This window comes from Novosphingobium organovorum, assembly GCF_022832435.1.
GTDB classification, from domain to species: Bacteria; Pseudomonadota; Alphaproteobacteria; order Sphingomonadales; family Sphingomonadaceae; genus Novosphingobium; species Novosphingobium organovorum.
Genome location: NZ_JALHLF010000021.1, coordinates 24420 through 47684, shown reverse-complemented (window position 1 = coordinate 47684; position 23265 = coordinate 24420). Strand labels below are relative to the sequence as shown.

The window sequence follows — 23265 nt, the reverse complement described above, 5'->3', positions numbered from 1 at the left end:
CGAAGCCGTGCGTGCCCGCGCCGAAGCGGCGCGGCTGCGCGCCGAGGCTGTGCAGCACGCAGGTTACGATCGCGCCGACATCGAGCGCATGGTGGCACGCGCCATGGCGCAGGCGCCGCAGGTCGAGGAGAGCGTCTCACGCGATGGCAGGGTGCAGACCATCCGCATCGTCCAGCGCACGGGCAAGGGGGGCGCGTCCGTCACGCACGAAATGGTGATCGACAGCCGCTGCCCGGTCGATGGCGCGAAGAGCCCGGCCGGGGCAGGCCGCACGGTGATCTGCACCGGCGAACCGCGCCATACCGCACGGATCACGCTTCAGGCGCTGCAGGGCGCGCGGGCGAGCCTTGCGGCGCAAAGCGGCCTTTCGGACGAGGCGCGCCGGGCGGCGTTGGCCGATGTCGACCGCGAAATCGAACACGCGCGTCAGAGCATCACGCGCGATTGACGCCGGCGCCGCCTGACGTGAAAGAGGCCGGATGGGGAACAGCCCATTCGGCCTTTTTCGTGCCTGCTCGGGCCGAGCGGCTTGGGCTGGCGCGGCTCAGGGAATACGCTGGACCACCGGCTGGTTGACGATGGGCACACCGTTTGCGGTGTGCGTTTCGCCGGTTTCGCCACTCGCGTCGGGGCTGGCTTCGTTCCGCGCCCGATCGTCAGCCGCTGCTTTGCTGTCGTCCTTGCCCTTGGTCTTCTCGGCGGCCTCGACCCGGTCGAGTTCGGCGCGGATGCGCGCGACGTCGGCGTCGGTGGCGGGGGCGGCCGGGTAAGAGCAGTGGCGCATCGCACCCACCCCCTTGAGGAACCCGCGCCGGGCCATGCCAGCCTGGATCGCCGCGCGCACCTTGCGCTGGTGATCGTTGGCCCCGGAGATCTCGCGGATCAGCCCGCGGAAGGGAATGAACGAGGAAATCACCCACTTGGCAACGCGCCCGGCGCTGATGCGGTCGCGCTCCTTTTGCGGGATGTCGAGATCGGGCCCGAGGATCGCGTCGAGTTCGCTCACCGCCGCGCCGATCCGGCGGCAGGTAGCGAGCCCAGTGAGGTCATAGGGTTTTTGCGTGGCGCGGATGAGAACCTCGGGAATGTCGTCCTTGGCAAGGTTGAGGTCGGTCACCGGGGTTTTCGCAACGTCCATCGCCGAAGGGTCGCTGTCGGTGATCGGACGCTCGCTCTGGCGCGCCTGGGCGGGGGGCGCGAGCAGCAGCGCGGCCCCCGCGATGGCGAGCGCGCCCAGCGCCTGCGATTGGCGAAGTCCAGCTTGCATTCCAACACCCTTTACCAATTGCGGGCAACGCCTGGCGCGTGCCCGCCAGAGGTCTCGCGCGAATGTCAGGACGTTGCCCGGATCTTGGAATTGAACGTGTCGCAGGCGTCCGCGTTCCCGCTTTCGATACCGCGCTTGAGCCAGGCCATGCGCTGGGCGCTGGTGCCGTGGGTGAATTTCTCGGGATTGACGCTCTGCCCGGCGTTGCGCAGCAGCGTATCGTCGCCGATCGCGCTGGCGGCGGTCATGCCTTCCTCCATGTCGCCCGGCTCGATGAGGTTGCGGTTCTTGCCCGCCCAGACGCCCGCGAAGCAGTCCGCCTGAAGCTCGAGCTTGACCTGCAGGGCGTTCGCTTGGGACGGATTGGCGGCCTGTGCCTTGCGCAGTTGCTGTTCGGTGCCGATCAGGTTCTGGATGTGGTGGCCGTATTCGTGCGCGATGACGTAGTAGCGCGCGAAATCGCCCTTGGCGCCGAGGTCCCTGGCGAGCTGGTCGTAGAAGCTGGTGTCGATGTAGATGCCCTCGTCGGCCGGGCAGTAGAACGGCCCCATCGCGCTTTGCGCCGCGCCGCAGCCCGAACGGGTCTGGTTGGTGAAGAAATTGAGCGTGGGCTGTTCGAAGTCGATGCCCGCCTGCTGCATCACCGGCTCCCAGGTCGTGTTGAGCGAGGAAAGCGCGTTGCACGCCTCGAGCGAATAGGCGTTCTCGTTGCAGACCTGCGCCGCGTCGCTCGATCCGGCCGGGGACTGACCGGCCTGCGACTGGCCTGGCTGGGTGGCGGGGACCTGCTGTTGCTGCACGTTCTCCAGCACACCGAGCATCTGCGAAGGATCGATCCCGAAGACCAGCGCGCCTACCAGCACGATCACGATCGCGCCGCAGCCCAGCTTGCCGCCACCGCCGAGGCCGCCACCGCCCCCCGCAGCGCCACCACGCTGCACGCGAATGTTGTTGGGATCGAACCGGTTGAGCCGCATGTACCCGTTGCCCTTTGTCTTTATTTCGATGGCGCTGCACGCCAGGTGCGACCCGAACCGGGTCAAGGGGCAGGGGTAGACCATTTGGTTCGCCAAGGGAAAGGGCGCCGGGCTAGTTTCGCCCAGCGCGCAGTCTGGCGTTGCGACAGGGCAACGGCTTGTGCCATGAGGCGTTGCGGACGGGGGATGAGCCACATCGAAAGCAGTTGATACGCCATTGTCGGTACATTCGGTCGAGACGGTGCCCGCGCGGTGCCGGGGCAGCAGGTTTGACGAAGCGGCAAGCGGGCGCGCGTGGCGCGCGGCGGTGATGCGCCGTACCCTTCGGTGCGCCTTGCCGGGATTGGCGACGGCCTTCGTCGTGCTTGGCGCGGCGGGCGGTTCCACGCCTGTCGCGGCCGCCTCGCGCAAGGCCGATGCCGCGCTCGAGGCGCGGCTGCGCCACCATATAGAGGTGCTCGCCAGCGACGATTTCGAGGGGCGCGAGCCGGGCACGGCGGGCGAAGCCAAGACCCTGCGCTACCTTGGTCGCCAGTGGTTCGACATCGGCCTGGTGTCGGGCACCAACGATCCGGCGCACGACTGGTTCGCCCCGGTGACGGTGCTGGCGCGCGCGCCGGCAACCTCTTCGGTCACGTTTTACCGGTCCACGTCGCGAAAGGCGGTCAATCTGGCCGAAGTGCTCGTCCTGACGTCGGGCAAGCGCGCGCTGGTGCGCAACGCGCCGCTGCTGTTCGTGGGCGATCTCGCCCCCGAGGCGCTGTCGCGCACGCAACTGGCGGGCCGCGTCGTGGTCGTGCTCGACACGCTTCAGGATGGCGCGGAAGAGAGCGCGCAGGACGCAAAGGGCGATGCGCCCGCCGAGGGCAAGCGGCAGAGCGACTTGCTGGCGATGGGCGCCTCGGCGGTGCTGACCGTGCTCGACGGATCGCGCAGTTTTGCGGCCGTGGTCGCCCGGCGCAACCGTCCGGGCTATGCTCTGGCGCAGGATTCGACCGGCGGCGACCTTGAGGCCTTCATCAGCCGCGAGGCCATGTCCGCGCTGCTCAAGGGCACGCCCGATTCGCTTCCCGCGCTCGAGGCCGCGGCGGCGGCTTCGGATTTCCAGCCCATGCCGCTCGCGCTCACCGTCTCGCTCGAGGCGACGACCAAGGCGACGACGATCCACACCCACAACCTCATCGGCAAGTTGCCAGGCCTGCATCCCGAGGCTGGGGCGGTGCTGTTCGTGGCACACTGGGATCACTTCGGGGTCTGCGCCGAACCGCCTGCCGAGGACACCATCTGCAACGGCGCGGTCGACAACGCGAGCGGGGTGGCCGCGCTGACCGAGATCGCCCGCGCGCTGGCCAAGGGGCCGCCGCTCGATCGCGACGTCTATTTCCTGTCGACCACGGCGGAGGAGTACGGCCTGCTCGGCGCGCAGGCCTTCGCCGAAAGCCCGCCGATCCCGCTCGACCAGATCGTCGCGGCGTTCAACATCGATTCCGACGCGATCGCGCCGCGCGGCACGCCGTTCGTGATCCTGGGCAAGGGTATGACCGGGCTCGACGCGGACATCGCGGCGGTGGCGCGCAAGCAGCGCCTGCGCCTGCGCGACAATCCCGAGGCCGACGCGTACCTGCGCCGCCAGGATGGCTGGGCCTTGCTCCAGCACGATGTGCCCGCGCTCATGGTGACCACGGCCTATGGCGACCTGGCGCGCATGAAGGCGTTTTACGACACCGACTACCACCGCCCGAGCGATGATCTCTCGCGTCCGCTCGAACTGGGGGGCGAGATCGACGACGTGCACCTGCTGACCGCGCTCGGACGCTGGTTCGGCGATGCCCGCAACGCGGGGGACGAGACGCGCGGCGCGCAAGGCAGGCACGATGCAGCGGCTGCAGGAGCGCCGTGACATCGCACATATGGGGGGTATCGGGGGCATTTGTCCCCGGATGATGCGTTTCTCACAGGAAAGAGGGTGAAAAGCCCACTAGCCCAACGCGCACCACTTGGTTACATGGGCCGCCACGATTCTCCCTAAGACAACGGTGGCGCACATGGATATCCAGCTCGGACTCACTTTCGACGACGTACTTCTGCGTCCTGCCAAGTCCGACATCGTCCCCACCCAGGCCGATACCCGCACCAAGCTGACGCGCGAGATCAGCCTCAACATCCCCGTCATCTCCTCGGCGATGGACACGGTGACCGAAGCGGACATGGCGATCGTCATGGCCCAGCTCGGCGGCATGGGCGTGCTGCACCGCAACCTCACGGTCGAGGAGCAGTGCGCGGCGGTTCGCCAGGTCAAGCGCTTCGAGAGCGGCATGGTGGTCAACCCGATCACCATCACCCCCGATGCCACGCTGGGCGATGCGCAGGCGCTGATGCAGGCGCACAAGATCAGCGGCATCCCGGTGGTCGAGGCTTCGGGCAAGCTGGTCGGCATCCTCACCAACCGCGACGTGCGCTTTGCCGACAACGCGGCGCAGCCGGTGCGCGAGCTGATGACGCACGAGAACCTGGCAACCGTCACCATCGGTGTCAGCCAGGACGAGGCGCGCCGCCTGCTCCACGCCCGCCGGATCGAGAAGCTGCTGGTGGTCGACGATGCGTTCCGCTGCGTGGGCCTCATCACCGTGAAGGACATCGAGAAGGCGGTGACCTATCCTGATGCCACCAAGGACATCGCCGGGCGCCTGCGCGTCGCGGCAGCGACGACGGTGGGTGACAAGGGCTTTGCCCGTACCGAGGCGCTGATCGATGCCGAGTGCGACGTGGTGGTGATCGACACCGCGCACGGACACAACGCCGATGTCGCGCGCGCCGTCGAGCGGGTCAAGAAGCTGTCGAACGCGGTTCAGGTCATCGCGGGCAACGTCGCCACCGGCGAAGCCGCCAAGGCGCTGGCCGAGGCCGGGGCCGACTGCATCAAGGTGGGCATCGGGCCGGGCTCGATCTGCACCACGCGCATCGTCGCGGGCGTGGGCGTGCCTCAGCTGACCGCGGTAATGGAAGCGGCCGAAGCGGCCGAGAAGCTCGGCGTGCCGGTGATCGCTGACGGCGGTCTGCGCACCTCAGGCGATGCCGCCAAGGCGCTTGCCGCGGGTGCCTCGACCGTGATGGTCGGCTCGATGCTGGCGGGCACCGCCGAAGCGCCGGGCGAAACCTTCCTCTACCAGGGCCGCGCCTACAAATCGTACCGCGGCATGGGTTCGGTGGGCGCGATGGGCCGGGGTTCGGCCGACCGCTACTTCCAGGGCGACATCAAGGACCAGATGAAGCTGGTGCCCGAGGGCATCGAGGGTCAGGTCGCGTTCAAGGGGCCGGCCAAGGACGTCATCCACCAGCTCGTGGGCGGCATCAAGGCGGCGATGGGCTACACTGGCTCGGCCACGATTGAGGATCTGCGCAAGAACTCCAGGTTCATCCGCATCACCGGTGCGGGCCTGCGCGAGAGCCATGTCCACGACGTGACGATCACCCGCGAGGCGCCCAACTACCCGACGCGCTGAGGGCTGGGCGAAGCCGTCCGATGACCCCGTCTGCCCGTGTTCAGGCCGCGATCGAGATCCTCGATCTCGTCATCGCGGCCGCGCGCGCCAATGGCGCTCCGGCCGACCGCATCGTCTCGGACTGGTTTCGGGCCCGCCGGTTCGCTGGCAGCAAGGACCGCCGCGCGGTGCGCGAACTGGTCTACCGCGCGGTGCGCAGTTGCGGGGAGGTGCCGGTCTCGGGGCGCGCCGCGATGTTGCGCGTGGCCTGCGATGATGTGGAGCTGCGCGCGCTGTTCGATGGTACGCGCCATTCGCCGGCGGTCATTGCACAAGGCGAGCCGGTGGCCGATGGCGGCGCCGCGCCCGATTGGCTGATGCAGCGCCTTGCCAAGAGCGGGGTCGGCGCGGATCAGGCGCTCAGCCTGCTCGGGCGCGCGCCGCTCGACATTCGCCTCAACACGCTCAAGGGCAGCGAAGCCGACCTGCCCGAAGGGGGCGAAAAGGTCGCTGCCCGCAATGGCTGGCGCTATCCGCCCGACACCCGCATCGAGGCGACGGCGGCTTACGAGAGCGGTGCGATCGAGGTGCAGGACGCCGGATCGCAGCTCACCTGCGAGGTGGTCGCCGCGCAGCCGGGTGAAACCGTGATCGATCTGTGCGCGGGCGCGGGCGGCAAGACACTGGCGCTGGCCGCGGCGATGGACAATCGCGGGCGGTTGGTCGCCTGCGATACCGATCGCGCGCGCCTCTCGCGCCTCGCTCCGCGCGCCGAGCGGGCCGGGGCCTTGCCGATCGAGACCGTGCTGCTCGATCCGGGCAGGGAGATCGAGGCTCTGGGGGCTTTTCGCGCCGCCGCCGATGCGGTGCTGATCGATGCGCCGTGTTCGGGCACGGGCACCTGGCGGCGCAACCCCGAGGCGCGCTGGCGGCTTACCGACAAGCAGGTCCTGCGCTACGCGGCAACGCAGGCGCGCCTGCTCGATATCGCGGTCGACCTCGTGGCCCCGGGCGGACGGCTGGTCTTCGTGACCTGCTCGCTGCTCGATGCCGAAGGGGCAAGCCAGGCGGAGGCTTTTCTTGCGCGTCACCCTGAGTGGCGGGCCGAAGCGGTCGATCTTCCCGCCGGAACACCGCGCGGCCTGGGACGGCGCCTGTCTCCGTTCGATGACGGAACCGACGGGTTTTTCGTCGCGCGCTTCCAACGCCTGTGATAGCGTTCGGGGCATGTCGGGGAAACACACCTCAGCCAAGGACCTCTTGATGCGTTATTCGCCTGCCGCGCTTGCTGTCTGTCTTGCCGTTGCCGTCTCGTCGAGCATGTTGCATTCGCAAGTGTCCACCCCGCTCGATCCGCGCGCGGTAACGCTGCTGGGGGAAGGCAAGGCGAGCCTTGCCGCCGGCCGCCCGAGCGAGGCGCTCGACGCGTTCGAGGCCGCGCTGGCGGTGGCGCCGGGCAGCACCGAAGTGCTCGTCGCGCTGGCCGATGCCGAGCGGGACAAGGGGCTTCAGGGCAAGGCGATCCATTACTACCGTGTCGCGCTCAAGGATGATCCGCGCAATCTCTCTGCCCTTGCGGGTGAAGGCGTGGCGCTCGCACAGAAGGGCGCGACCGAGAAGGCCGGGCTCAATCTCAGCCGGTTGAAGACGCTGTGCGGGGCCGACTGCGCGCAGGCCAGGCAAGTCGCGGCGGCGATCGCCAAGGGTCCCGAAATGCCGCAGATGGTCGCGGCCGATACGGTCAAGACCAAGCCCGCCGTTTCGGAAAACTGAGCGGGCCCTTCCAAAACGCCAAACGCCGCGCTTTTCCTTTCGGGAAAGCGCGGCGTTTGGCGTTTTGGAAGGCGCCGAGCGCGGTCAGATAAGCGCGCGGAATTCCTCGAGCACCGAGCGGTAGACGCGCTTCTTGAAGGGCACGATCAGTTCGGGCAGCTGGTCGGCATCGATCCACTTCCACTCGCAGAATTCGGCCGGGGCGTGGGCGTTGAGGTCGATGTCGCCATCCTCTCCCTCGAACCGGCCGAGGAACCAGTGCTGGCGCTGGCCGCGGTACTTGCCTTTCCACAGTTTGCCCAGCAGCTCGTCGGGCAGGTCGTAGAGAAGTTCTTCCTTGGTGCGCGAAAGCAGGATGACCTTGTCCTGCGCCACGCCGGTTTCCTCCCACAGTTCGCGGTAGGCGGCTTCCTTGAGATCCTCGCCGTCATCGACGCCGCCTTGGGGCATCTGCCAGAAATCGCCCTCGCGGTTGTCGATACGCTTGCCGACGAACACCTTGCCATGGGCGTTCACCAGCATCACCCCGACGCAGGGGCGGTAGGGAAGATTCGAAAAGTCGGTCATTGCCTCGTTGGATTCCGGTAAAATGAGAAAAGGCCCGGGCGCGGGAATGGCTCATGAAAGGCGTGCGCGTTGGGCATCGCGGGGAGAATGGCCCAAGCGGGCGGACTTTGCCAGTGCGATTTACCGATTTTACGCAAGGGAGCGATCGGCAAGCGGGGATGGCGTGGTGCATGGGCGGCCCGGCCTGCGGGCTTGCCCGTGATGCGCCAGGCCGTGATAAGGGAGCCGTTCGAACCACTAAGTCCAAGGTGACCATGGATAACGTTACCCACAGTCTGGTCGGCTGGGCGCTGGCTGAGACCGGGCTCAAGGGCAAGACCCGCAAGGGACTGGCGGCGTGCATCCTGGCCGCGAACATGCCCGACATCGACGTGTTCCTGCACGCGGTGCCCTGGGCGCCGCTGGCGATGCACCGCGGTTTCACCCATAGTCTGATCGGAGGCGTGCTGGTGCTGCCCCCCTTGCTCGCCGGGCTGCTGTGGCTGCTCGATGCCTGGCAGCGGCGCCAGGGGCGTGATTTTGCAGGGATGCCTGGGATGCACGCGGGATGGCTGCTGGCGCTGTGCTATCTTGGTGCGCTGACGCATCCCTTGCTCGATTTGCAGAACATTTACGCGATCCAGCTTTTCTCCCCGGTCAGCGCGCGCTGGTTTCATACCGATGGGCTGTTCATCGTCTCGCCCTGGCTGCTCGCTTTTCTCGGACTGGGCGTTACCCTGTCGCGCCGCCGGGCGTCACGCAGGAAGGTGCAGGTGGGGACGCCGGCCGGTCTGGCGCTGCTGGCCAGTGGGCTGTTCATCGCGCTCAACATCGCGATTTCGCAGCTGGCCTTCGCGGCGCTGGAGGCTGGGCCGCCCTATGCGCATCCCGACCGGGCCTTCGCCAGCCCGCCACCCTTTGCGTTCTGGCAGCGCGAGGTGATCTGGCGCAAGGACGGGCGGATCGCGCGGGGCGTGTTCGACCCCATGCACGATCCCTTCGCGCTGCGCTCCTATGGCGAGCCGGTGGCCGATGCGATGGATGATCCGCTGGTGCGCCGGGCGGTGGCAAGTTCGGCGGCCCTGCGCGATTTTCTCGCCTGGTCGCAGCTTCCTTTCGCGCGGGTGCGGCGTGCGCCTTGCGCGGCTGAGGTGACGATCGGCGATGCGCGTTATGCAAAAGGCCCGGTGGCGCGCGGCTTTACGGTCACGGCCGAGGTGCCGCTGCCCGGTGCAGGCTGCCGGGCGCGCTGAACCGGGCGAACAGCAGCGCCGAGGTCAGCGCCCAGGCCAGACCCGCAAGCCATCCGGTCAGCGCGTCGCTGGCCCAGTGGACGCCAAGCCAGATCCGACTGGCGGCGACGGCCGCGCTCACCAGCACCGCGGCCGGGACAAGGATGCGGCGCAGGCGCGGCTGCGAAACGAGCGGGGCGAACGTGAGCGCGAGGCTGAGGAAGATCATCGCTGCGCTGAAGCTGTGCCCGCTGGGAAAGCTGAAGCCGTGGGCCGGGGAGAGATGAAGGTCGACCGGCGGGCGCGGGCGGGCGACACTGGCCTTGACCAGTGCGACCAGTAGCCAGCCGGAGAGAAAGGTCAGCGAAAGCCGGACCGCCTCGCGCGTGCGGGACAGGCGCAGCAGGATCAGGCCGGCGCCGATCCAGACGGCGATGCGCACCGCCACCGCGCCGAGCAGCGTGACGCCGGCGATGGCTGGCGTGAGCCAGTGCGGGCCGGGTGGGCCCCCATCCGCGGTGCGCAGCGCGAGCAGCGCGCTCCAGTCGAACGCGGCGCTGGCCCCGGTGAGAACCGCAAGGGCCGAAAGGAGCAGTGCGAGCCAGGCCAGCAGGGTGGCGATGGTGATCGCGCGCGGCGCTGTCGAAACGGGTTGGGCGGGAATAATCATTGGGTTAGGGAACGTAACGAAGCAAACGCGGTTGCGAAATCCATGACCTCTTCTCTGGCTGCACAATCCCCGGTTATTGTCTGGTTTCGGCGCGACCTGCGCCTGCGCGATCAGGCGGCGCTCAGCGCTGCGGCGAGCGCGGGACCGGTTATCCCGGTCTATGTGCTCGACGACGAATGCGCGAAGCACCGCCGGATGGGCGGCGCTTCACGCTGGTGGCTGCACCATTCGCTCGAGGCGCTGGATGCGGCCTTGCGCAAAAAGGGTTCGCGGCTGATCCTGCGCCGGGGCCGCTGCGAGGAGGTGCTGGCCCAGCTCGCGCGGGAGACCGGGGCGAGCGCGGTCCACGCGCTGCACCATTACGAGCCGTGGTGGCGCAACGCGCAAAAGGCCGTCGGCAAGGCGCTGACGCTCCACCTTCACCATGGCAACTACCTCGCGCCGCCGGGATCGGTGACGACCGGCACGGGCGGGGCCTACAAGATCTTCACCCCGTTCTGGCGCGCGCTCAACGAACGGATGCCGCCCGCAGAGCCGCTGCGCCGCCCGCACACCCTGGCAGCACCTGAACGCTGGCCCGAGAGCGACGCGCTTGGTGACTGGAAGCTGCTGCCCGCCAAGCCCGACTGGGCGGGCGGGATGCGCGATTTCTGGGAGCCGGGCGAGGAGGGCGCGGCCGGGCGCCTGGCCGCCTTCGTCGAGGCGGCCGCGCGCTACGAAGGGCAGCGCAACCTGCCCGCGATCGAGGGCACTTCGTTCCTCTCGCCGCACCTGCATTTCGGTGAGATCTCGCCCGCGCAGGTGTGGCACGCGGTGGCCGATGCCGGGGGCAGTGTCGCCACGTTCCTCTCCGAAATCGGCTGGCGCGACTATGCGCAGAACGTCATCCTCCAGTTCCCCGACTATGGCGCGACATCGGCCAAGGAGGGCTTTGACGATTTTCCCTGGCGCAGCGGTGCGCAGGCCGAGGCGGACCTTGTCGCCTGGCAGCAGGGGCGCACCGGCTATCCCATTGTCGATGCCGGAATGCGCCAGCTTTGGCACACCGGCTGGATGCACAACCGGGTGCGGATGATCGCGGCGAGCTTCCTCGTGAAGCACCTGCTGATCGACTGGCGGCGCGGTGAGCAGTGGTTCTGGGACACGCTGGTCGATGCCGATTACGGCTCGAACGCGGTCAACTGGCAGTGGAGTGCCGGATCGGGCGTCGATGCGAACATGTTCGTGCGGATCATGGCGCCGCTCAGCCAGTCGGAGAAGTTCGATGCGGCGCGCTACATCCGCGAATGGGTGCCCGAACTGGCTGATCTGCCCTCGGGTGAGATCCACGATCCCGCGCCGATGATCCGGCCCAGGGCCTATCCCGCGCGCCTGATCGAACACCGCGCCGGGCGTGAACGGGCGCTGGGCGCGTGGGAGCGTTTCAAAGGGGAAGGGTAATCAGCTTGCCGGGCCGATGTAGCCGCGCATCCGCCAGCGTTCGAGCAGGTCCTCGAAGATGATCGGGGCGATCAGGCTTTCGAAAGCGCAGCCGACGAGGCCCTCGTCCCACCAGATGACCTTGGCGGTCAGCGATTCCAGGCCCGGCAGCGTCAGCCAGCAATAGGTGCCGGGGTGGATGCGGCTCATCGCGGTGGCCGAAAAGCCCGAAAGCGAGATGTCGCGCACCACCGTCTGGTAGCCCTTGCCGCCTGAGGCGCGCAGCGAAGCCGGAATGGAGATCTTTTCACGCCGGGCGCTGCGATCTTCCTGAGCGGCGTTCTCGTAGAGTTTGTTCCCCGTGTCGGTCATCTGGGGGTCTCCTGGGTCTGCTGGCAATACGAAATGCGGCCCATGCGACCGCCTATTCGAGGCAAACAATCCCAGAGAGCGGTTTGCGACGTCTTACCGGGTTTGGTTAAGAGATTCGCGGTGCCCAGTCGCGAAAGGCTCGCCAAGCAGCGCCACCAAGCGCGTCGCGACATCCTCGGCGGGCTTGACCGTGGCCGGATCCTCGCCGGGATAGGCGCGCGCGCGCATCGCCGTGCGGGTCGCGCCAGGGTTAACGATAGCCACCCGGATCTTCGAGGTTTTTTCGGTTTCCTGGGCGTAACACGCGAGCAGGACCTCGAGCGCGGCCTTGGTTGCGCCGTACGCGCCCCAGAACGCGCGCGGGGCCGCGGCGACGGTAGTCGTCAGGCCGATCACGCGGGCGTCGGCGCTCTTGCGCAGCAGCGGATCGAAATTGGCGATCAGCGCCTGCGGGGCCAGCACGTTGGTGGTCAGCGCCTTGTTGAACACGCGCTGGTCGATGTCGGCGACGCTGGTCAGCTCGGGCAGCACGGCGGCGTTGATGACCAGGATGTCGAGCTTGCCCCAGCGCTGCGAGACCGCGCTGGCGAGCCGGGCGATGCCGTCGGGCTCGACGAGGTCGACGGGGGCGATGGTGGCCGAGCCGCCGGCCTCGAAGATGGCTTCCTCGACCGCTTCGAGCGCCTTGGTGTCGCGCCCGGTCAGCACGACGTGCGCGCCTTGCGCGGCAAGCGCGTTTGCGGTGGCCGCGCCGATGCCCCGGCTCGAACCCGTGACGAGCGCGATCTGCCCCTCGAAAGGCCGGGCTACGGGCGCGCTGGCGTCCACCGCGCCGCTCACGCCGCGCTCAGCTGGCCCGAGGCCGTCTGCTCGAAGTCGGTCAGCTTGGTCGGGTAGTCCCCGGTGAAGCAGGCGTCGCAGAACTGCGGGCACTTCTTGTTGCGCTTGGGCTCGCCCACCGCGCGGTAGAGCCCGTCGATCGAGACGAAGGCCAGGCTGTCGGCCTTGATGAACCGGGCCATCGCCGCGATGTCCATCTTGGCGGCGAGCAGCTTGGAGCGTTCGGGGGTGTCGACGCCGTAGAAGCACGAATATTCGGTCGGCGGGCTGGCGATGCGCATGTGCACTTCGGCGGCGCCCGCATCGCGCATCATCTCGACGATCTTCATCGAGGTCGTGCCGCGCACGATCGAATCGTCGATGAGGATGATCTTCTTGCCTTCGACCAGCGCGCGGTTGGCGTTGTGCTTGCGCTTGACGTCGGCGTGGCGCGCGGCATCACCGGGCTGGATGAAGGTGCGGCCCACGTAGTGCGAGCGGATGATGCCCAGCTCGAAGGGGATGCCCGATTCCTGCGCGTAGCCGATCGCGGCGGGAACGCCGCTGTCGGGCACGGGAACCACGATGTCGGCCATCGCGGGCGATTCTTTGGCCAGCTCGACGCCGATCTGCTTGCGCGCGGCGTAGACCGAGATGCCGTCCATCACCGAATCGGGGCGGCTGAAGTAGACGTGCTCGAAGATGCACGGGCGCGGCGAGGGGCTGCCGAACGGGCGGTGGCTCGAGACCGTGCCCTTGAAGTCGACCTGCACCAGCTCGCCCGGTTCGACCGCGCGGATGAATTCGGCCCCGATCACATCGAAGGCGACCGTTTCGGACGCGAAGACAATCGCATCGCCCAGGCGGCCCATGACCAGCGGGCGGATGCCCAGCGGGTCGCGGCAGGCCATCATGCCCTCGTTGGTCGAGCAGATCAGCGCGTAGCCGCCTTCGACCATGCGCAGCGCATCGATGAACTTGTCGAGCAGCGTGGGGTAGCGGCTGGTCGCGACGAGGTGGATGATGACTTCGGTGTCCGAGGTGGACTGGAAGATCGAACCCTTGGCGACGAGGTCGCGCTTCAGGGTCATCGCGTTCGAGATGTTGCCGTTGTGGGCGATCGAGAACCCGCCCGCGGCCAGATCGGCGAACAACGGCTGGACGTTGCGCAGGCCCGAACCGCCGGTGGTCGAGTAGCGCACGTGGCCAGACGCCATGGTGCCGGGCAGGGTTTCCAGCGTGCGGGCGTTGAACACCTGCGCGACATGGCCCAGGCCACGGTGCGTGTGGAACTCACTGCCCGAAAACGAGGTGATCCCGACCGCTTCCTGTCCACGATGTTGGAGGGAGTGAAGCCCGGCGGCGGTGATGTTGGCCGCCTCCTGTGCTCCGATTACGCCAAACACACCGCACTCTTCGCGCAGTTTGTCCCCGTCGGCGTCACGAAAGGGATGAGTAAGGTTCATGGAATTTTGGACCCGCGCCAGCGTCAATTTGGCCGCGCATTTGCAGGGATTGGCCCGAAAAGCAAGGGGGGCAAACGGCGAACCCGGCGCATTGTTCCCATGAAAGGGGCAGATGACGATGCGATGACGGGCGCTTGTGGCACGCTTGGGACGCGCTTGGGGCGCGGCAAGGGAGGCGGTGGACTGGCTCGCTGGCAAGGACTTGGGGCAAGCCGGGAACCTGGCGGCCCTGTGTGCGCTTGTGCACCGGCTTGCCAGCCCTGCGGCTTGCCCGTAAGGCCGGGCGCGGCATTCCCCATACCGCGGCTTGGCGTTGCCCGGCGTTCAGGCCGGCAACGCTAGACCGGGCATCGTTTCGATCCGTCTCGGCGGTCGTGTGTGCAACTTTCAGCCAGAGGCGGGCCTTCGCTTGCTGCTTTCCCCTTTCGAATGGACCATCGCCAAGCGCTACATGCTTCCCGGCAAGGGCGAGCGCTTCATCGCGCTGGTGGCCGGTATCAGCCTTGTCGCGGTCATGCTGGGCGTGGCCGCGCTGGTCATCGTGATGAGCGTCATGAACGGCTTTCGTGCCGAGCTGTTCGACAAGATCGTCAGCCTCAATGGCCACGCCATTGTTCAGGCCTACGGCTCGCGCTTCGACAACTGGCAGGAGGTGCTCAAGGAGATCGAGAAGACGCCGGGAGTCACCCGCGCCTCGCCGCTGATCGAGCAGCCGCTGGCGACCACGTTCAACGGCCGGGTCGAGCTGATCCTGGCGCGCGGCAACACCCAGAAGGACATCCAGCGCCTGGCGCCCAAGGTGCAGTCGGGCGACTTGTCCGAGCTGAAGCCGGGCGCACGCAACGTCGCGCTCGGCTCGGAACTGGCCAAGAACCTGGGGGCGCAGGTGGGCGACACGATCACCATCTTCAATCCGCTCGGCCGCTCGACCCCGTTCGGCACCGTCCCGCGCGAGATTGCCTACCATGTCTCGGCGATCTTCGAGATCGGCGTCTACGACCTTGATGAACGCTACGTGGTGATGCCCATTCCCGATGCGCAGACGCTGCTTCTGAGCGGCGACACGATCGGCATGATCGAACTGACGACCACCAATCCCGACCGGGTGAGCGAAATCCTCGCCCCGCTCAAGCGCGCGCTCCAAGGACGCGCGGTGGTGACCACCTGGCAGGAGATGAACTCCTCGCTGTTCCAGGCTCTCGCGGTGGAGCGGGTGGCGATGTTCGTCGTGCTCTCGATCATCGTGCTGGTCGCGGTGTTCAACATCCTGTCCTCGCTCATCATGCTGGTGCGGGCCAAGACGCGCGACATCGCTATCCTGCGCACCATGGGCGCGACGCGCAAATCGCTGCTCAAGGTCTTCGTCACTGCCGGCTTCTGTATCGGCGCGGCGGGCACCGTGGCCGGGCTCGCGCTGGGCTTCGTGTTCCTCTACTTCCGCCAGCCGATGGTGCATCTGGTCGAACGGATCACGGGGCAGAACCTGTGGGACCCCTCGGTGCGCTTCCTGACCGAACTGCCCGCGCGCGCCGACCCGGTCGAGATCGTCTCGATCGTCGTGCTCTCGCTCGTTCTCAGCTTCCTCGCCACGCTCTACCCGGCCTTCAAGGCGGCGAGCACCGATCCCGTGCAGGTTCTTCGTTATGAGTGATCCCATCGTCGTTCCCGCGCCCGCCGATCCGGGGCGCGATCCGGTCGTGCGCCTGAGCGGCGTTACCCGCAGTTTCGAACAGGGCGGGGTGCGTATCGACGTGCTGCGCGGCGTGGACCTGGCCGTCCAGCCGGGCGAGATCGTCGCGCTGCTGGGTCCATCGGGCTCCGGCAAGTCGACCATGCTGCAGGCGATCGGCCTGCTCGAAGGCGGTTTCGGCGGCCGCATCGAGATCGCCGGGATCGATGCCAGCAACCTGGGCAAGGACCGCCGGGCCGCGGTGCGCCGCGACCACATCGGTTTCGTCTACCAGTTCCACCACCTGCTGCCCGATTTCAACGCGATCGAGAATGTCGTGCTGCCCCAGCTCATCACCGGGCGCCCGCGCGCCGAATGCGAGGCGCGCGCGCGCGAGCTGCTCACCGCGCTCGGGCTCGGGCAGCGGCTCGAACACCGCCCTTCCAAGCTTTCGGGTGGTGAACAGCAACGCGTCGCGGTCGCCCGCGCGCTGGCCAACAAGCCGCGCCTGGTGCTTGCCGACGAGCCGACCGGCAATCTCGACGAGGCCACGGCGGATACGGTCTTTGCCCAATTTCTGGAGCTCGTGCGCGGGCAGGGCAGCGCGGCGCTCGTCGCCACCCACAACGAGCGTCTGGCCGCCGCGATGGACCGCGTGGTGCGTTTGCAGGAAGGCGTGCTGGCCCGGTGAACGGGTACTCGCGATTTTCATCGTTTCGCGCGTTGATTTTGGCGCGCGACGTCGCCAAATGACAACAAAACGCCGGAGCACCGTAAATCTCCGGTGAATCCCAGTAGAGAGAACACGAAAGGCCCGCGCGATGAGCGATATTCCTTCCACCATTCATGGCGGTGACGGCACTCCGGCCGGTTTTGCCTGGAACGATTCGGCAGAACTGCACCGCTGCGAGGATGGCGGTGGCCTGTTCCACCGCTTCAAGACGCTGCGCCGGGGGACCGTGGCCGAACTGATCGAGTTCGTCATGGACCTGCCCGAGGAAAAGCGTGGCGACTACGCGGTCCAGAAGGATGGCGACCGTCAGTTCAAGTACGCCGAGATCCTGGCGCTCTACCGTCGTGCGGATTTCCCCCGCGCCGATGACTGAGCCAGCCACCATCGCCGATTTTTCGGCGAGGCTGCCCAATGGCGAGACGGTGAGCCTGGCTGACCGTCTCGGCAAGGTGGTGCTGGTCGTCAATACGGCCAGCCAGTGCGGGTTCACCCCGCAGTACAAGGGGCTCGAGGCGCTCTGGCGCGACTACCGCGATCGCGGGTTCGAGGTCATCGCCTTCCCCTGCAACCAGTTCGGCGGTCAGGAGCCCGGCTCGGCCGACGAGATCGCGCAGTTCTGCGAGGTCAATTTCGGCCTGTCCTTCCCGCTCATGGGCAAGGTTGAGGTCAACGGCGCGAACGCCGATCCGCTGTTCGCCTGGCTCAAGGCCGAGGCGCCGGGGTTGCTGGGCAGCAAGGCGATCAAATGGAACTTCACCAAGTTCCTGATCGATCGCGACGGCAAGGTCGTGCGCCGTTACGCACCGACGGACAAGCCCGAGGCGCTGGCGCGCGATATCGAAAAGCTTCTTTAGAGCGGTTTTCGATCGGNGACGGCAAGGTCGTGCGCCGTTACGCACCGACGGACAAGCCCGAGGCGCTGGCGCGCGATATCGAAAAGCTTCTTTAGAGCGGTTTTCGATCGGATTGCATCAGATCGACCGCTCTAGCCTTTTGTTTTAACGCATTTTCTGAACCGTCAGGTGATTCCACCTGACTGGAAAATGCTCTAAAGGGAAACGGAGCGAAAGCGTCCGGCCGCCGCAGGGCGGTCATGGCGCGCGTCAGGCGCTGCGGCGCTTGATCAGCGGCTCGGCGTGGTCCCGCGCGCCGGGATCGATCGACAGGGCGGCCCGCTGCGCAGGCTCGTGCGGGGGCGGCACCATTTCGTGCAGTGCGGTTTTCATCAGGCGCGCGATCATGCTTTCGTCGGCAAGGATCACCCGGTCACGGCCCAGCGCCTTGGCGAGATAGAGCGCGCGGTCGGCTTCCTTGAGCAGGTCCTCGCTTGGCGTTCCGGCGTCGAACAGCGCCAGCCCGATGCTCAGCGTGGCCCGATGCGACTGGTCGTGCGCGGTGTGCGTGCGCGCGGCGAAATCGGCACGGATACGCTCGGCGATAGACTCGATCGCCTTGCTGCTTTCGGCTTCGATCAGCAGCGCGAATTCCTCGCCGCCCAGGCGAAAGGCGTTGCGGTAGCCCACAGCATCGCAGGCCAGGTTCGCGGTTCCGGCAATCACCACGTCGCCAAAGCCATGCCCGTAGCGATCGTTTATGGCCTTGAACCGGTCGATGTCGAGAATGGCCAGGGCCAGGTTCTCGGGCACGGGAAAGCGCGCCGATTGCCGTTCGTGCGCGATTTCTGCAAGCCTGCGGTCAAGCGCGCGACGGTTGCCGATGCCGGTCAGCGGGTCGACCATCGCCAGGTGGAAATGGTGCATGGCAACCCGCTCGCGGCTGAGCGTCATCATGAACACGCTCGCCAGCAGGCCATTGAGGACGATCTGGAAATTGAACGCGGCAATGGACCAGACTTGCGGTTCGAGCGAGCCCAGCGGGGCCGGGATCACGGCCGAAAGCGGCGTGCGCAGGGCGTGGAACAGGCCGAAACCGGCGAAAATCCAGGCCAGTGTCTGTGCCGAGGGCAAGTGGCGGTTGCCGATCGAGCGGTATTCGCGCGCGCTCAGCAGACAGAAGCCCGCCATCAGCAGCGCCCGCGGCGCCATGCGCCATTCGGGATGGAGCGCCGCGCTGCGCAGGGTGAGCGAGATGGCCAGCCCGGCAAGGCAGGCGATCAGCGTGGGCAGGATCACGATGCGGCGCTGGGCCGCGTAGCGCGCGCTCTGCCAGGCCGCGCCGTAAGCCAGCGTGAGCAGGAACCAGCCGATTGCGAGCGCAGGCGCCTCGCCGAAGGCTTCGGGATAGGACAGCAGGATCCCGGCGGGCAGGGCCAGCGCAAAGGGCATGAACAGCCAGAAGCTGCGCCGGGGGCGCCCGTCCTTGAGCCAGGACACGACCATGGCGAGCAGCAGGATCGCACCCGCGCTCGTGCTGCAAAGGGCAATGGTCGTGATATCGGGCATCGGCGGTTCAGCCCCTGTATGGTGTCAGCGCGGCCAGGGTGGCGGCAGCGACGTGGAGCAGGGCGAGGCGGACGTCGGGCTTGGGCATGGTCGTCTCGTTCCCTCGAAAGGCGATGCGGCGAGACGCATCGTCGTGGGACGCGCTCGCTGGGTTCTGGTCGTTAGCACAGGTTAACCAAAAGTGCATGCCGCGTTCTGGCAGGCGCGCGTCCTTGAGGAGGAATCTAGGCAAAGATCCTTAACGGTTCGTTTGTGAAGCGCGCTGCGACAAAAATTTCATGGCGAGCCGGCTATCGCAACAATTCCGGCCACTTGGGGCTGACCGCGCCGCAACGCGCCGGGGGGGGCGAGGCAGGCGGCGGTTCGGCGTCCTCATCGCCGGGCGCCAGGCCCTGCGCTATCCCCTGCCGAATGGCGGCTACCCCTTGATCCGGTCTTGGCGCAGTGCCTAAATCCGGGAGATGGCCTTTGCACCTTTTGTCCCTTTGCGCATTTTTTCCAGCTACACGATGCTGGACGGTTCGATCGACCCCAAGGCAGCCGCCAAGCTGGCCAAGTCACGCGGGTTCCCGGCCATGGCGATTTGCGATCGCAACGGTCTTTACGGCGCGCCGACCTTCGCGCAGGCCTGCATGGGAATGGGCATCCAGCCGGTCGTCGGCACGTTCCTCGCGGTGATCCGGCCGGGCGCCGTGGCGCAAGGGCAGGAGCGAGTGATCGACTGGCTTGCGCTGTTCGCGCAGAACGAGGCGGGCTGGGAAAACCTGTGCCGCCACGTCAGTCGCTCGCACCTCGATCGTCCGCTCGACCGCGAACCCCACGTCGAACTCGATTCGCTGCGCGGTTACACCGACGGCCTGATCTGTCTGTCGGGTGGCGGCGAGGGCGCGTTGACGCGCCTGCTGGCCGAGGGGCGCGACGCGGCGGCGGGCGAATACTGCGACGTGCTGCAGGAATGCTTCGGGGACCGCCTCTACATCGAGATCAGCCGCACCGGCGATCCGGTCGAGGATGCGGGCGAGGAGGCGCTGATCGAACTGGCCTATGCGCGCGCCATTCCGCTCGTGGCCTCGAACCCGGCGCAGTATTCGGAAAGCACCTTCCACCCAGCCCACGATGCCATGCTGTGCATCGCCAACGCGACCCAGGTCGATGCCGAGGAACGCCCGCGCTCTTCGACCGAGCGCTGGGTCAAGCCGATCGAGGTGATGGAGGAGATGTTCTCCGACTTGCCCGAGGCGATGGCCAACACGCTCGTTGTCGCGCAGCGCTGCGCCTACGTGCCGCCCCGCCGTGCGCCGCTGCTGCCCAGCCTCGCGGGCGACAAGGAAGGCGAGGCGCGGATGCTCGCGCGCGATTCGCGCCGCGGCCTGGCCCGCCGGCTTGCACCCTACTGGCCCGATGCCAGCGAGCAGGAACTCGACGAGGCGCTGGCCTTTGAAGGCGATGAACTGACCGCGGCGTGGGAGACCTTGCGCGAAAAGGGCGTCACCGAAGATTTCATCGATTACGCCAAGCGGCTGAAGTTCGAAGTCGACATCATCGTGGGGATGGGCTTTCCCGGCTACTTCCTGATCGTTGCCGACTTCATCAAGTGGTCGAAGGACAACGGCATTCCGGTCGGGCCGGGCCGTGGTTCGGGCGCTGGCTCGCTGGTCGCCTGGGCCTTGACGATCACCGACCTCGACCCGCTCAAGCTCGGGCTGCTGTTCGAACGCTTCCTCAACCCCGAACGCGTCTCGATGCCTGACTTCGACATCGACTTTTGCGAAACCCGGCGTGGCGAGACGATCCGCTACGTGCAGAAGAAGTACGGCCACGATCACGTCGCGCAGATCATCACCTTTGGTAAGATGAAGGCGCGCGCGGTGCTGCGCGACTGCGGGCGCATCCTGCAGATGGGCTACGGCCGGGTCGACAGCCTGTGCAAGATGGTGCCCAACCACCCGACCGACCCGTGGACGCTCGACCAGGCGCTCAACGGCAAGAAGGAAAAGGACGGCAGTCTCACGCCTGCGGTCGAGGAATTTCGCGCCGAGTACGACACCGACCCCGAAGTGAAGCGGCTGGTCGACCTGGCGATCCAGCTTGAGGGCATGCCGCGCAACTCCTCGACCCACGCGGCGGGCGTGGTGATCGGCGACCGCCCGCTCGAAAAGCTGGTGCCGCTCTACCGCGATCCGCGTTCGGACATGCCGGTGACCCAGTTCGACATGAAGCATGTCGAGAACACGGGCCTCATCAAGTTCGACTTTCTGGGCCTCAAGACGCTTTCGGTGCTGCGCCGGGCCTGCGACCTGCTTGAGCGTCGTGGCATCACGATCGACCTGTCGAGCCTGCGCTGGGACGATGCAGCGACCTACGAATTGCTCAAGCGTGGTGACACGGTGGGCGTGTTCCAGCTGGAATCGGAAGGTATGCGCCGCACGCTGGCGGCGGTGAAGCCGACCAATTTCGGCGACATCATCGCGCTCGTCTCGCTTTACCGTCCGGGCCCGATGGACAATATCCCGCTGTTCGGCCGACGCAAGAACGGGCTGGAAAAGATCATGTACCCGCACGACAAGCTGGCGGGCATCCTGGGCGAGACGTACGGCATCTTCGTCTATCAGGAACAGGTCATGCAGGCCGCGCAGATCCTCGCGGGGTACTCGCTGGGCGATGCAGACCTTCTGCGCCGCGCGATGGGCAAGAAGGTCCAGGCCGAGATGGACCAGCAGCGCAAGCGCTTCGTGGCGGGCTGCAAGGAAGTGTCGGACATCGACGCGGCCAAGGCCAACGAGCTGTTCGACTTGATCGACAAGTTCGCCGGCTACGGCTTCAACAAGTCGCACGCCGCCGCTTACGCCTTGCTGGCCTATCACACCGCCTGGTTCAAGGCGCATTACCCGCACGAATTCTACGCTGCGGCGATGTGCTTCGACATGCATCAGTCCGAAAAGCTGGCGATCTTCGTCGACGACATGCGCCGCAACGGCATCGAGCTGGCGCCGCCCGACATCAACAGGTCGGAAGCCGAATTCATCGTCGAGGAAACGCACGACAGCCTCGCGGTGCGCTACGCGTTGGCGGGCATTCGCAACGTGGGCGAAAAGGCGATGGACGCGGTGGTCCACGAACGGCAGGCCAACGGGGCCTTCGCCAGCCTCGATGATCTGTTTCGCCGTGCGCCGAGCGGATCGATGAACCGGCGCCTGCTCGAAAGCCTGGGGGCTGCGGGCGGGCTCGACAGTCTGGAGCCCAACCGGGCCAAGGTCATCGCCAACGCCGATACCCTGCTGGCCGAAGCGGACATGGCCGCGCGTGAGCGCAATTCGACCCAGGGCGGCCTGTTCGGGGACGATTCCCACGCCGTGCAGGGCCTGCGCCTTGTCGATGTCGCGCCGTGGAGCCGGATGGACCAGATGGCCAAGGAGCGCGAGGTCTTCGGCTTCTACTTCGCCGCGCATCCGGTCGAGCAATTCCGCGCGGTGGCCTCGTCGAACGGCGCGCGCACCCACGCCAGCCTGATGGCGGGCGGCGGTGGTGGCGGCAAGACCGGCGCGGTCATGGCCGCGATGGTCGAGAATGTGCAGAAGCGAAAGACCAAGCGCGGCAAGGACTTCGTGATGGTCGACTATTCGGACGCGTCGGGCAACTTTTCAGCCTGCTGCTTCGAGGAGGGGATGGTCGATTCCTTCGTACAGTGGGGCAAGGACAGCACCTGCCTGCTGCTCAACGTCGAACTCGACAGTCCGAGCGAGGACGAGCCCCCGCGCATTACCGTGCGCGGCGCGCGCCCGCTCGCCGAAGTGACGGCAGCGGCGCGCATGTTGCTGCGGCTCGACGTCGATCGGGTGGAAGCGGTCCAGGAACTGGCGCTGCTCATGCGCGAAGGCGCCAAGGGCAGCGGCGAGGTGATCGCGACGCTCAAGCTGGGCAACGGGCAGGAGCAGAAGGTGCGGCTGGGCCGCGACTTCGCGCTTGACGGTGATTTCGTCGAACAGCTGGCGAGCGTCGAGGGGCTGTCGAACATTTCGCTCAACGCCCATCGCGGACCCGAAGGAATGCGGCGCGCGGCCTGATCAAAGGCGCGCGGCAGGGCCATGAAAAGAGGGGCCGGACCTGCGCTCGGGTCCGGCCCCTCTTCGTTGGGTACGCCAATCGCTTGGGGTCAGTTGCTGCCCACATTGTCGGCCGCGTCCTTGGCCGCGTCGCCGACATCGCTTGCCGCGCTGCCCACGCTGTCCGCCGCGCGGGCGATGGCGTTGTTCTTGGCCGTCTCGCTCGAAGTGGTCTGGCTGAACAGGTAAAAGCCGCCCAGCACCGCCACCAGCAGGACCACGGCAATGGCAATGCCGCCGCCCGAGGATGAGCCGCGTTCATGGATCACGGTGGTGTGGGTGGGCTGGCTCGCGGGGTCAGTCTGCGGCGCGCGGGTCACGTATTCGTCTGCCAT

20 protein-coding genes and 1 pseudogene are annotated in these 23265 nt (G+C 67.1%); 12 read left to right on the top strand and 9 right to left on the bottom strand.

Features of this window, described 5'->3' with window-relative positions; all coding sequences use genetic code 11:
• Positions 1-448 (top strand): annotated as a pseudogene (locus MTR62_RS08000) (M56 family metallopeptidase); the annotation flags it as partial.
• 96 nt (positions 449-544) lie between these two features.
• On the opposite strand, the gene MTR62_RS07995 reads toward MTR62_RS08000, so the two are convergent.
• Both MTR62_RS07995 and ypfJ read right to left on the bottom strand, forming a co-directional pair.
• A complete protein-coding gene (locus MTR62_RS07995) occupies positions 545-1267 on the bottom strand; it encodes a hypothetical protein (protein ID WP_244018761.1) in 723 nt (240 codons plus the stop codon).
• A gap of 65 nt (positions 1268-1332) precedes the next feature.
• The gene (gene ypfJ / locus MTR62_RS07990; RefSeq protein ID WP_244018759.1) at positions 1333-2244 is read right to left on the bottom strand and encodes a KPN_02809 family neutral zinc metallopeptidase; all 912 of its coding nucleotides are present in this window, start codon (positions 2242-2244) and stop codon (positions 1333-1335) included.
• A 310-nt stretch (positions 2245-2554) separates the two neighbouring features.
• On the opposite strand from ypfJ, the gene MTR62_RS07985 reads away from it, so the two are divergent.
• The 4 genes from MTR62_RS07985 to MTR62_RS07970 all read left to right on the top strand — a co-directional run bounded on the left by MTR62_RS07985 (position 2555) and on the right by MTR62_RS07970 (position 7499).
• Positions 2555-4144: a M28 family peptidase gene (locus MTR62_RS07985; protein WP_244018757.1), complete on the top strand. Its 1590-nt coding sequence runs from the start codon at positions 2555-2557 to the stop codon at positions 4142-4144.
• Between the two features lie 145 nt (positions 4145-4289).
• The gene (gene guaB, locus MTR62_RS07980; protein WP_244018755.1) at positions 4290-5747 is read left to right on the top strand and encodes an IMP dehydrogenase; all 1458 of its coding nucleotides are present in this window, start codon (positions 4290-4292) and stop codon (positions 5745-5747) included.
• A 20-nt stretch (positions 5748-5767) separates the two neighbouring features.
• Positions 5768-6940: an RsmB/NOP family class I SAM-dependent RNA methyltransferase gene (locus MTR62_RS07975; RefSeq protein WP_244018752.1), complete on the top strand. Its 1173-nt coding sequence runs from the start codon at positions 5768-5770 to the stop codon at positions 6938-6940.
• 49 nt (positions 6941-6989) lie between these two features.
• The gene (locus MTR62_RS07970; protein ID WP_244018750.1) at positions 6990-7499 is read left to right on the top strand and encodes a tetratricopeptide repeat protein; all 510 of its coding nucleotides are present in this window, start codon (positions 6990-6992) and stop codon (positions 7497-7499) included.
• An 84-nt stretch (positions 7500-7583) separates the two neighbouring features.
• On the opposite strand, the gene MTR62_RS07965 is transcribed toward MTR62_RS07970, so the two are convergent.
• The gene (locus MTR62_RS07965) at positions 7584-8066 is read right to left on the bottom strand and encodes an RNA pyrophosphohydrolase (protein WP_244018748.1); all 483 of its coding nucleotides are present in this window, start codon (positions 8064-8066) and stop codon (positions 7584-7586) included.
• A 254-nt stretch (positions 8067-8320) separates the two neighbouring features.
• Here MTR62_RS07965 and MTR62_RS07960 point away from each other — a divergent pair, with 254 nt between their 5' ends.
• Positions 8321-9298 (top strand): metal-dependent hydrolase, encoded by a 978-nt coding sequence (locus tag MTR62_RS07960; protein WP_244018746.1) that lies wholly within the window; start codon positions 8321-8323, stop codon positions 9296-9298.
• On the opposite strand, the gene MTR62_RS07955 is transcribed toward MTR62_RS07960, so the two are convergent.
• The gene (locus MTR62_RS07955; RefSeq protein ID WP_244018744.1) at positions 9252-9947 is read right to left on the bottom strand and encodes a phosphatase PAP2 family protein; all 696 of its coding nucleotides are present in this window, start codon (positions 9945-9947) and stop codon (positions 9252-9254) included. The two genes, MTR62_RS07960 and MTR62_RS07955, sit on opposite strands and share 47 nt — an antisense overlap.
• Positions 9948-9989: 42 nt before the next feature.
• On the opposite strand from MTR62_RS07955, the gene MTR62_RS07950 reads away from it, so the two are divergent.
• Positions 9990-11387, top strand: coding sequence for a cryptochrome/photolyase family protein (locus MTR62_RS07950; RefSeq protein WP_244018742.1), 1398 nt, complete (start codon positions 9990-9992; stop codon positions 11385-11387).
• On the opposite strand, the gene MTR62_RS07945 is transcribed toward MTR62_RS07950, so the two are convergent.
• The 3 genes from MTR62_RS07945 to purF all read right to left on the bottom strand — a co-directional run bounded on the left by MTR62_RS07945 (position 11388) and on the right by purF (position 14023).
• Positions 11388-11738, bottom strand: a complete 351-nt coding sequence (locus MTR62_RS07945; protein WP_244018740.1) for a PilZ domain-containing protein — start codon at positions 11736-11738, stop codon at positions 11388-11390. It lies immediately after the preceding gene.
• A 93-nt stretch (positions 11739-11831) separates the two neighbouring features.
• The gene (locus MTR62_RS07940; protein ID WP_244018737.1) at positions 11832-12578 is read right to left on the bottom strand and encodes an SDR family NAD(P)-dependent oxidoreductase; all 747 of its coding nucleotides are present in this window, start codon (positions 12576-12578) and stop codon (positions 11832-11834) included.
• Positions 12575-14023: an amidophosphoribosyltransferase gene (purF, locus tag MTR62_RS07935; RefSeq protein ID WP_244018735.1), complete on the bottom strand. Its 1449-nt coding sequence runs from the start codon at positions 14021-14023 to the stop codon at positions 12575-12577. Before purF ends, MTR62_RS07940 begins: the two co-directional genes overlap by 4 nt.
• A 409-nt stretch (positions 14024-14432) precedes the next feature.
• Here purF and MTR62_RS07930 point away from each other — a divergent pair, with 409 nt between their 5' ends.
• The 4 genes from MTR62_RS07930 (at position 14433) to MTR62_RS07915 (ending at position 17279) form a co-directional block, all read left to right on the top strand.
• Positions 14433-15674 (top strand): lipoprotein-releasing ABC transporter permease subunit, encoded by a 1242-nt coding sequence (locus MTR62_RS07930; RefSeq protein WP_244018733.1) that lies wholly within the window; start codon positions 14433-14435, stop codon positions 15672-15674.
• Positions 15667-16383 carry an ABC transporter ATP-binding protein gene (locus MTR62_RS07925; RefSeq protein ID WP_244018731.1) on the top strand — a complete coding sequence of 239 codons (717 nt, stop codon included), beginning with the start codon at positions 15667-15669 and terminating at the stop codon, positions 16381-16383. The genes MTR62_RS07930 and MTR62_RS07925 overlap by 8 nt, the downstream gene beginning before the upstream one ends.
• A 130-nt stretch (positions 16384-16513) precedes the next feature.
• Positions 16514-16798 (top strand): hypothetical protein, encoded by a 285-nt coding sequence (locus MTR62_RS07920; protein WP_244018729.1) that lies wholly within the window; start codon positions 16514-16516, stop codon positions 16796-16798.
• Positions 16791-17279, top strand: a complete 489-nt coding sequence (locus tag MTR62_RS07915; RefSeq protein ID WP_244018726.1) for a glutathione peroxidase — start codon at positions 16791-16793, stop codon at positions 17277-17279. Before MTR62_RS07920 ends, MTR62_RS07915 begins: the two co-directional genes overlap by 8 nt.
• Positions 17280-17528: 249 nt before the next feature.
• Here the strand turns inward: MTR62_RS07915 and MTR62_RS07910 are convergent, their stop codons facing one another.
• Positions 17529-18827: a GGDEF domain-containing protein gene (locus MTR62_RS07910; protein ID WP_244018724.1), complete on the bottom strand. Its 1299-nt coding sequence runs from the start codon at positions 18825-18827 to the stop codon at positions 17529-17531.
• Positions 18828-19288: 461 nt separating this feature from the next.
• Here MTR62_RS07910 and dnaE point away from each other — a divergent pair, with 461 nt between their 5' ends.
• Complete coding sequence (gene dnaE, locus MTR62_RS07905) at positions 19289-22891, top strand: DNA polymerase III subunit alpha (protein WP_244018722.1); 3603 nt, start codon at positions 19289-19291, stop codon at positions 22889-22891.
• An 89-nt stretch (positions 22892-22980) separates the two neighbouring features.
• Here dnaE and MTR62_RS07900 read toward each other — a convergent pair whose 3' ends face one another.
• Complete coding sequence (locus MTR62_RS07900; RefSeq protein WP_244018721.1) at positions 22981-23265, bottom strand: hypothetical protein; 285 nt, start codon at positions 23263-23265, stop codon at positions 22981-22983.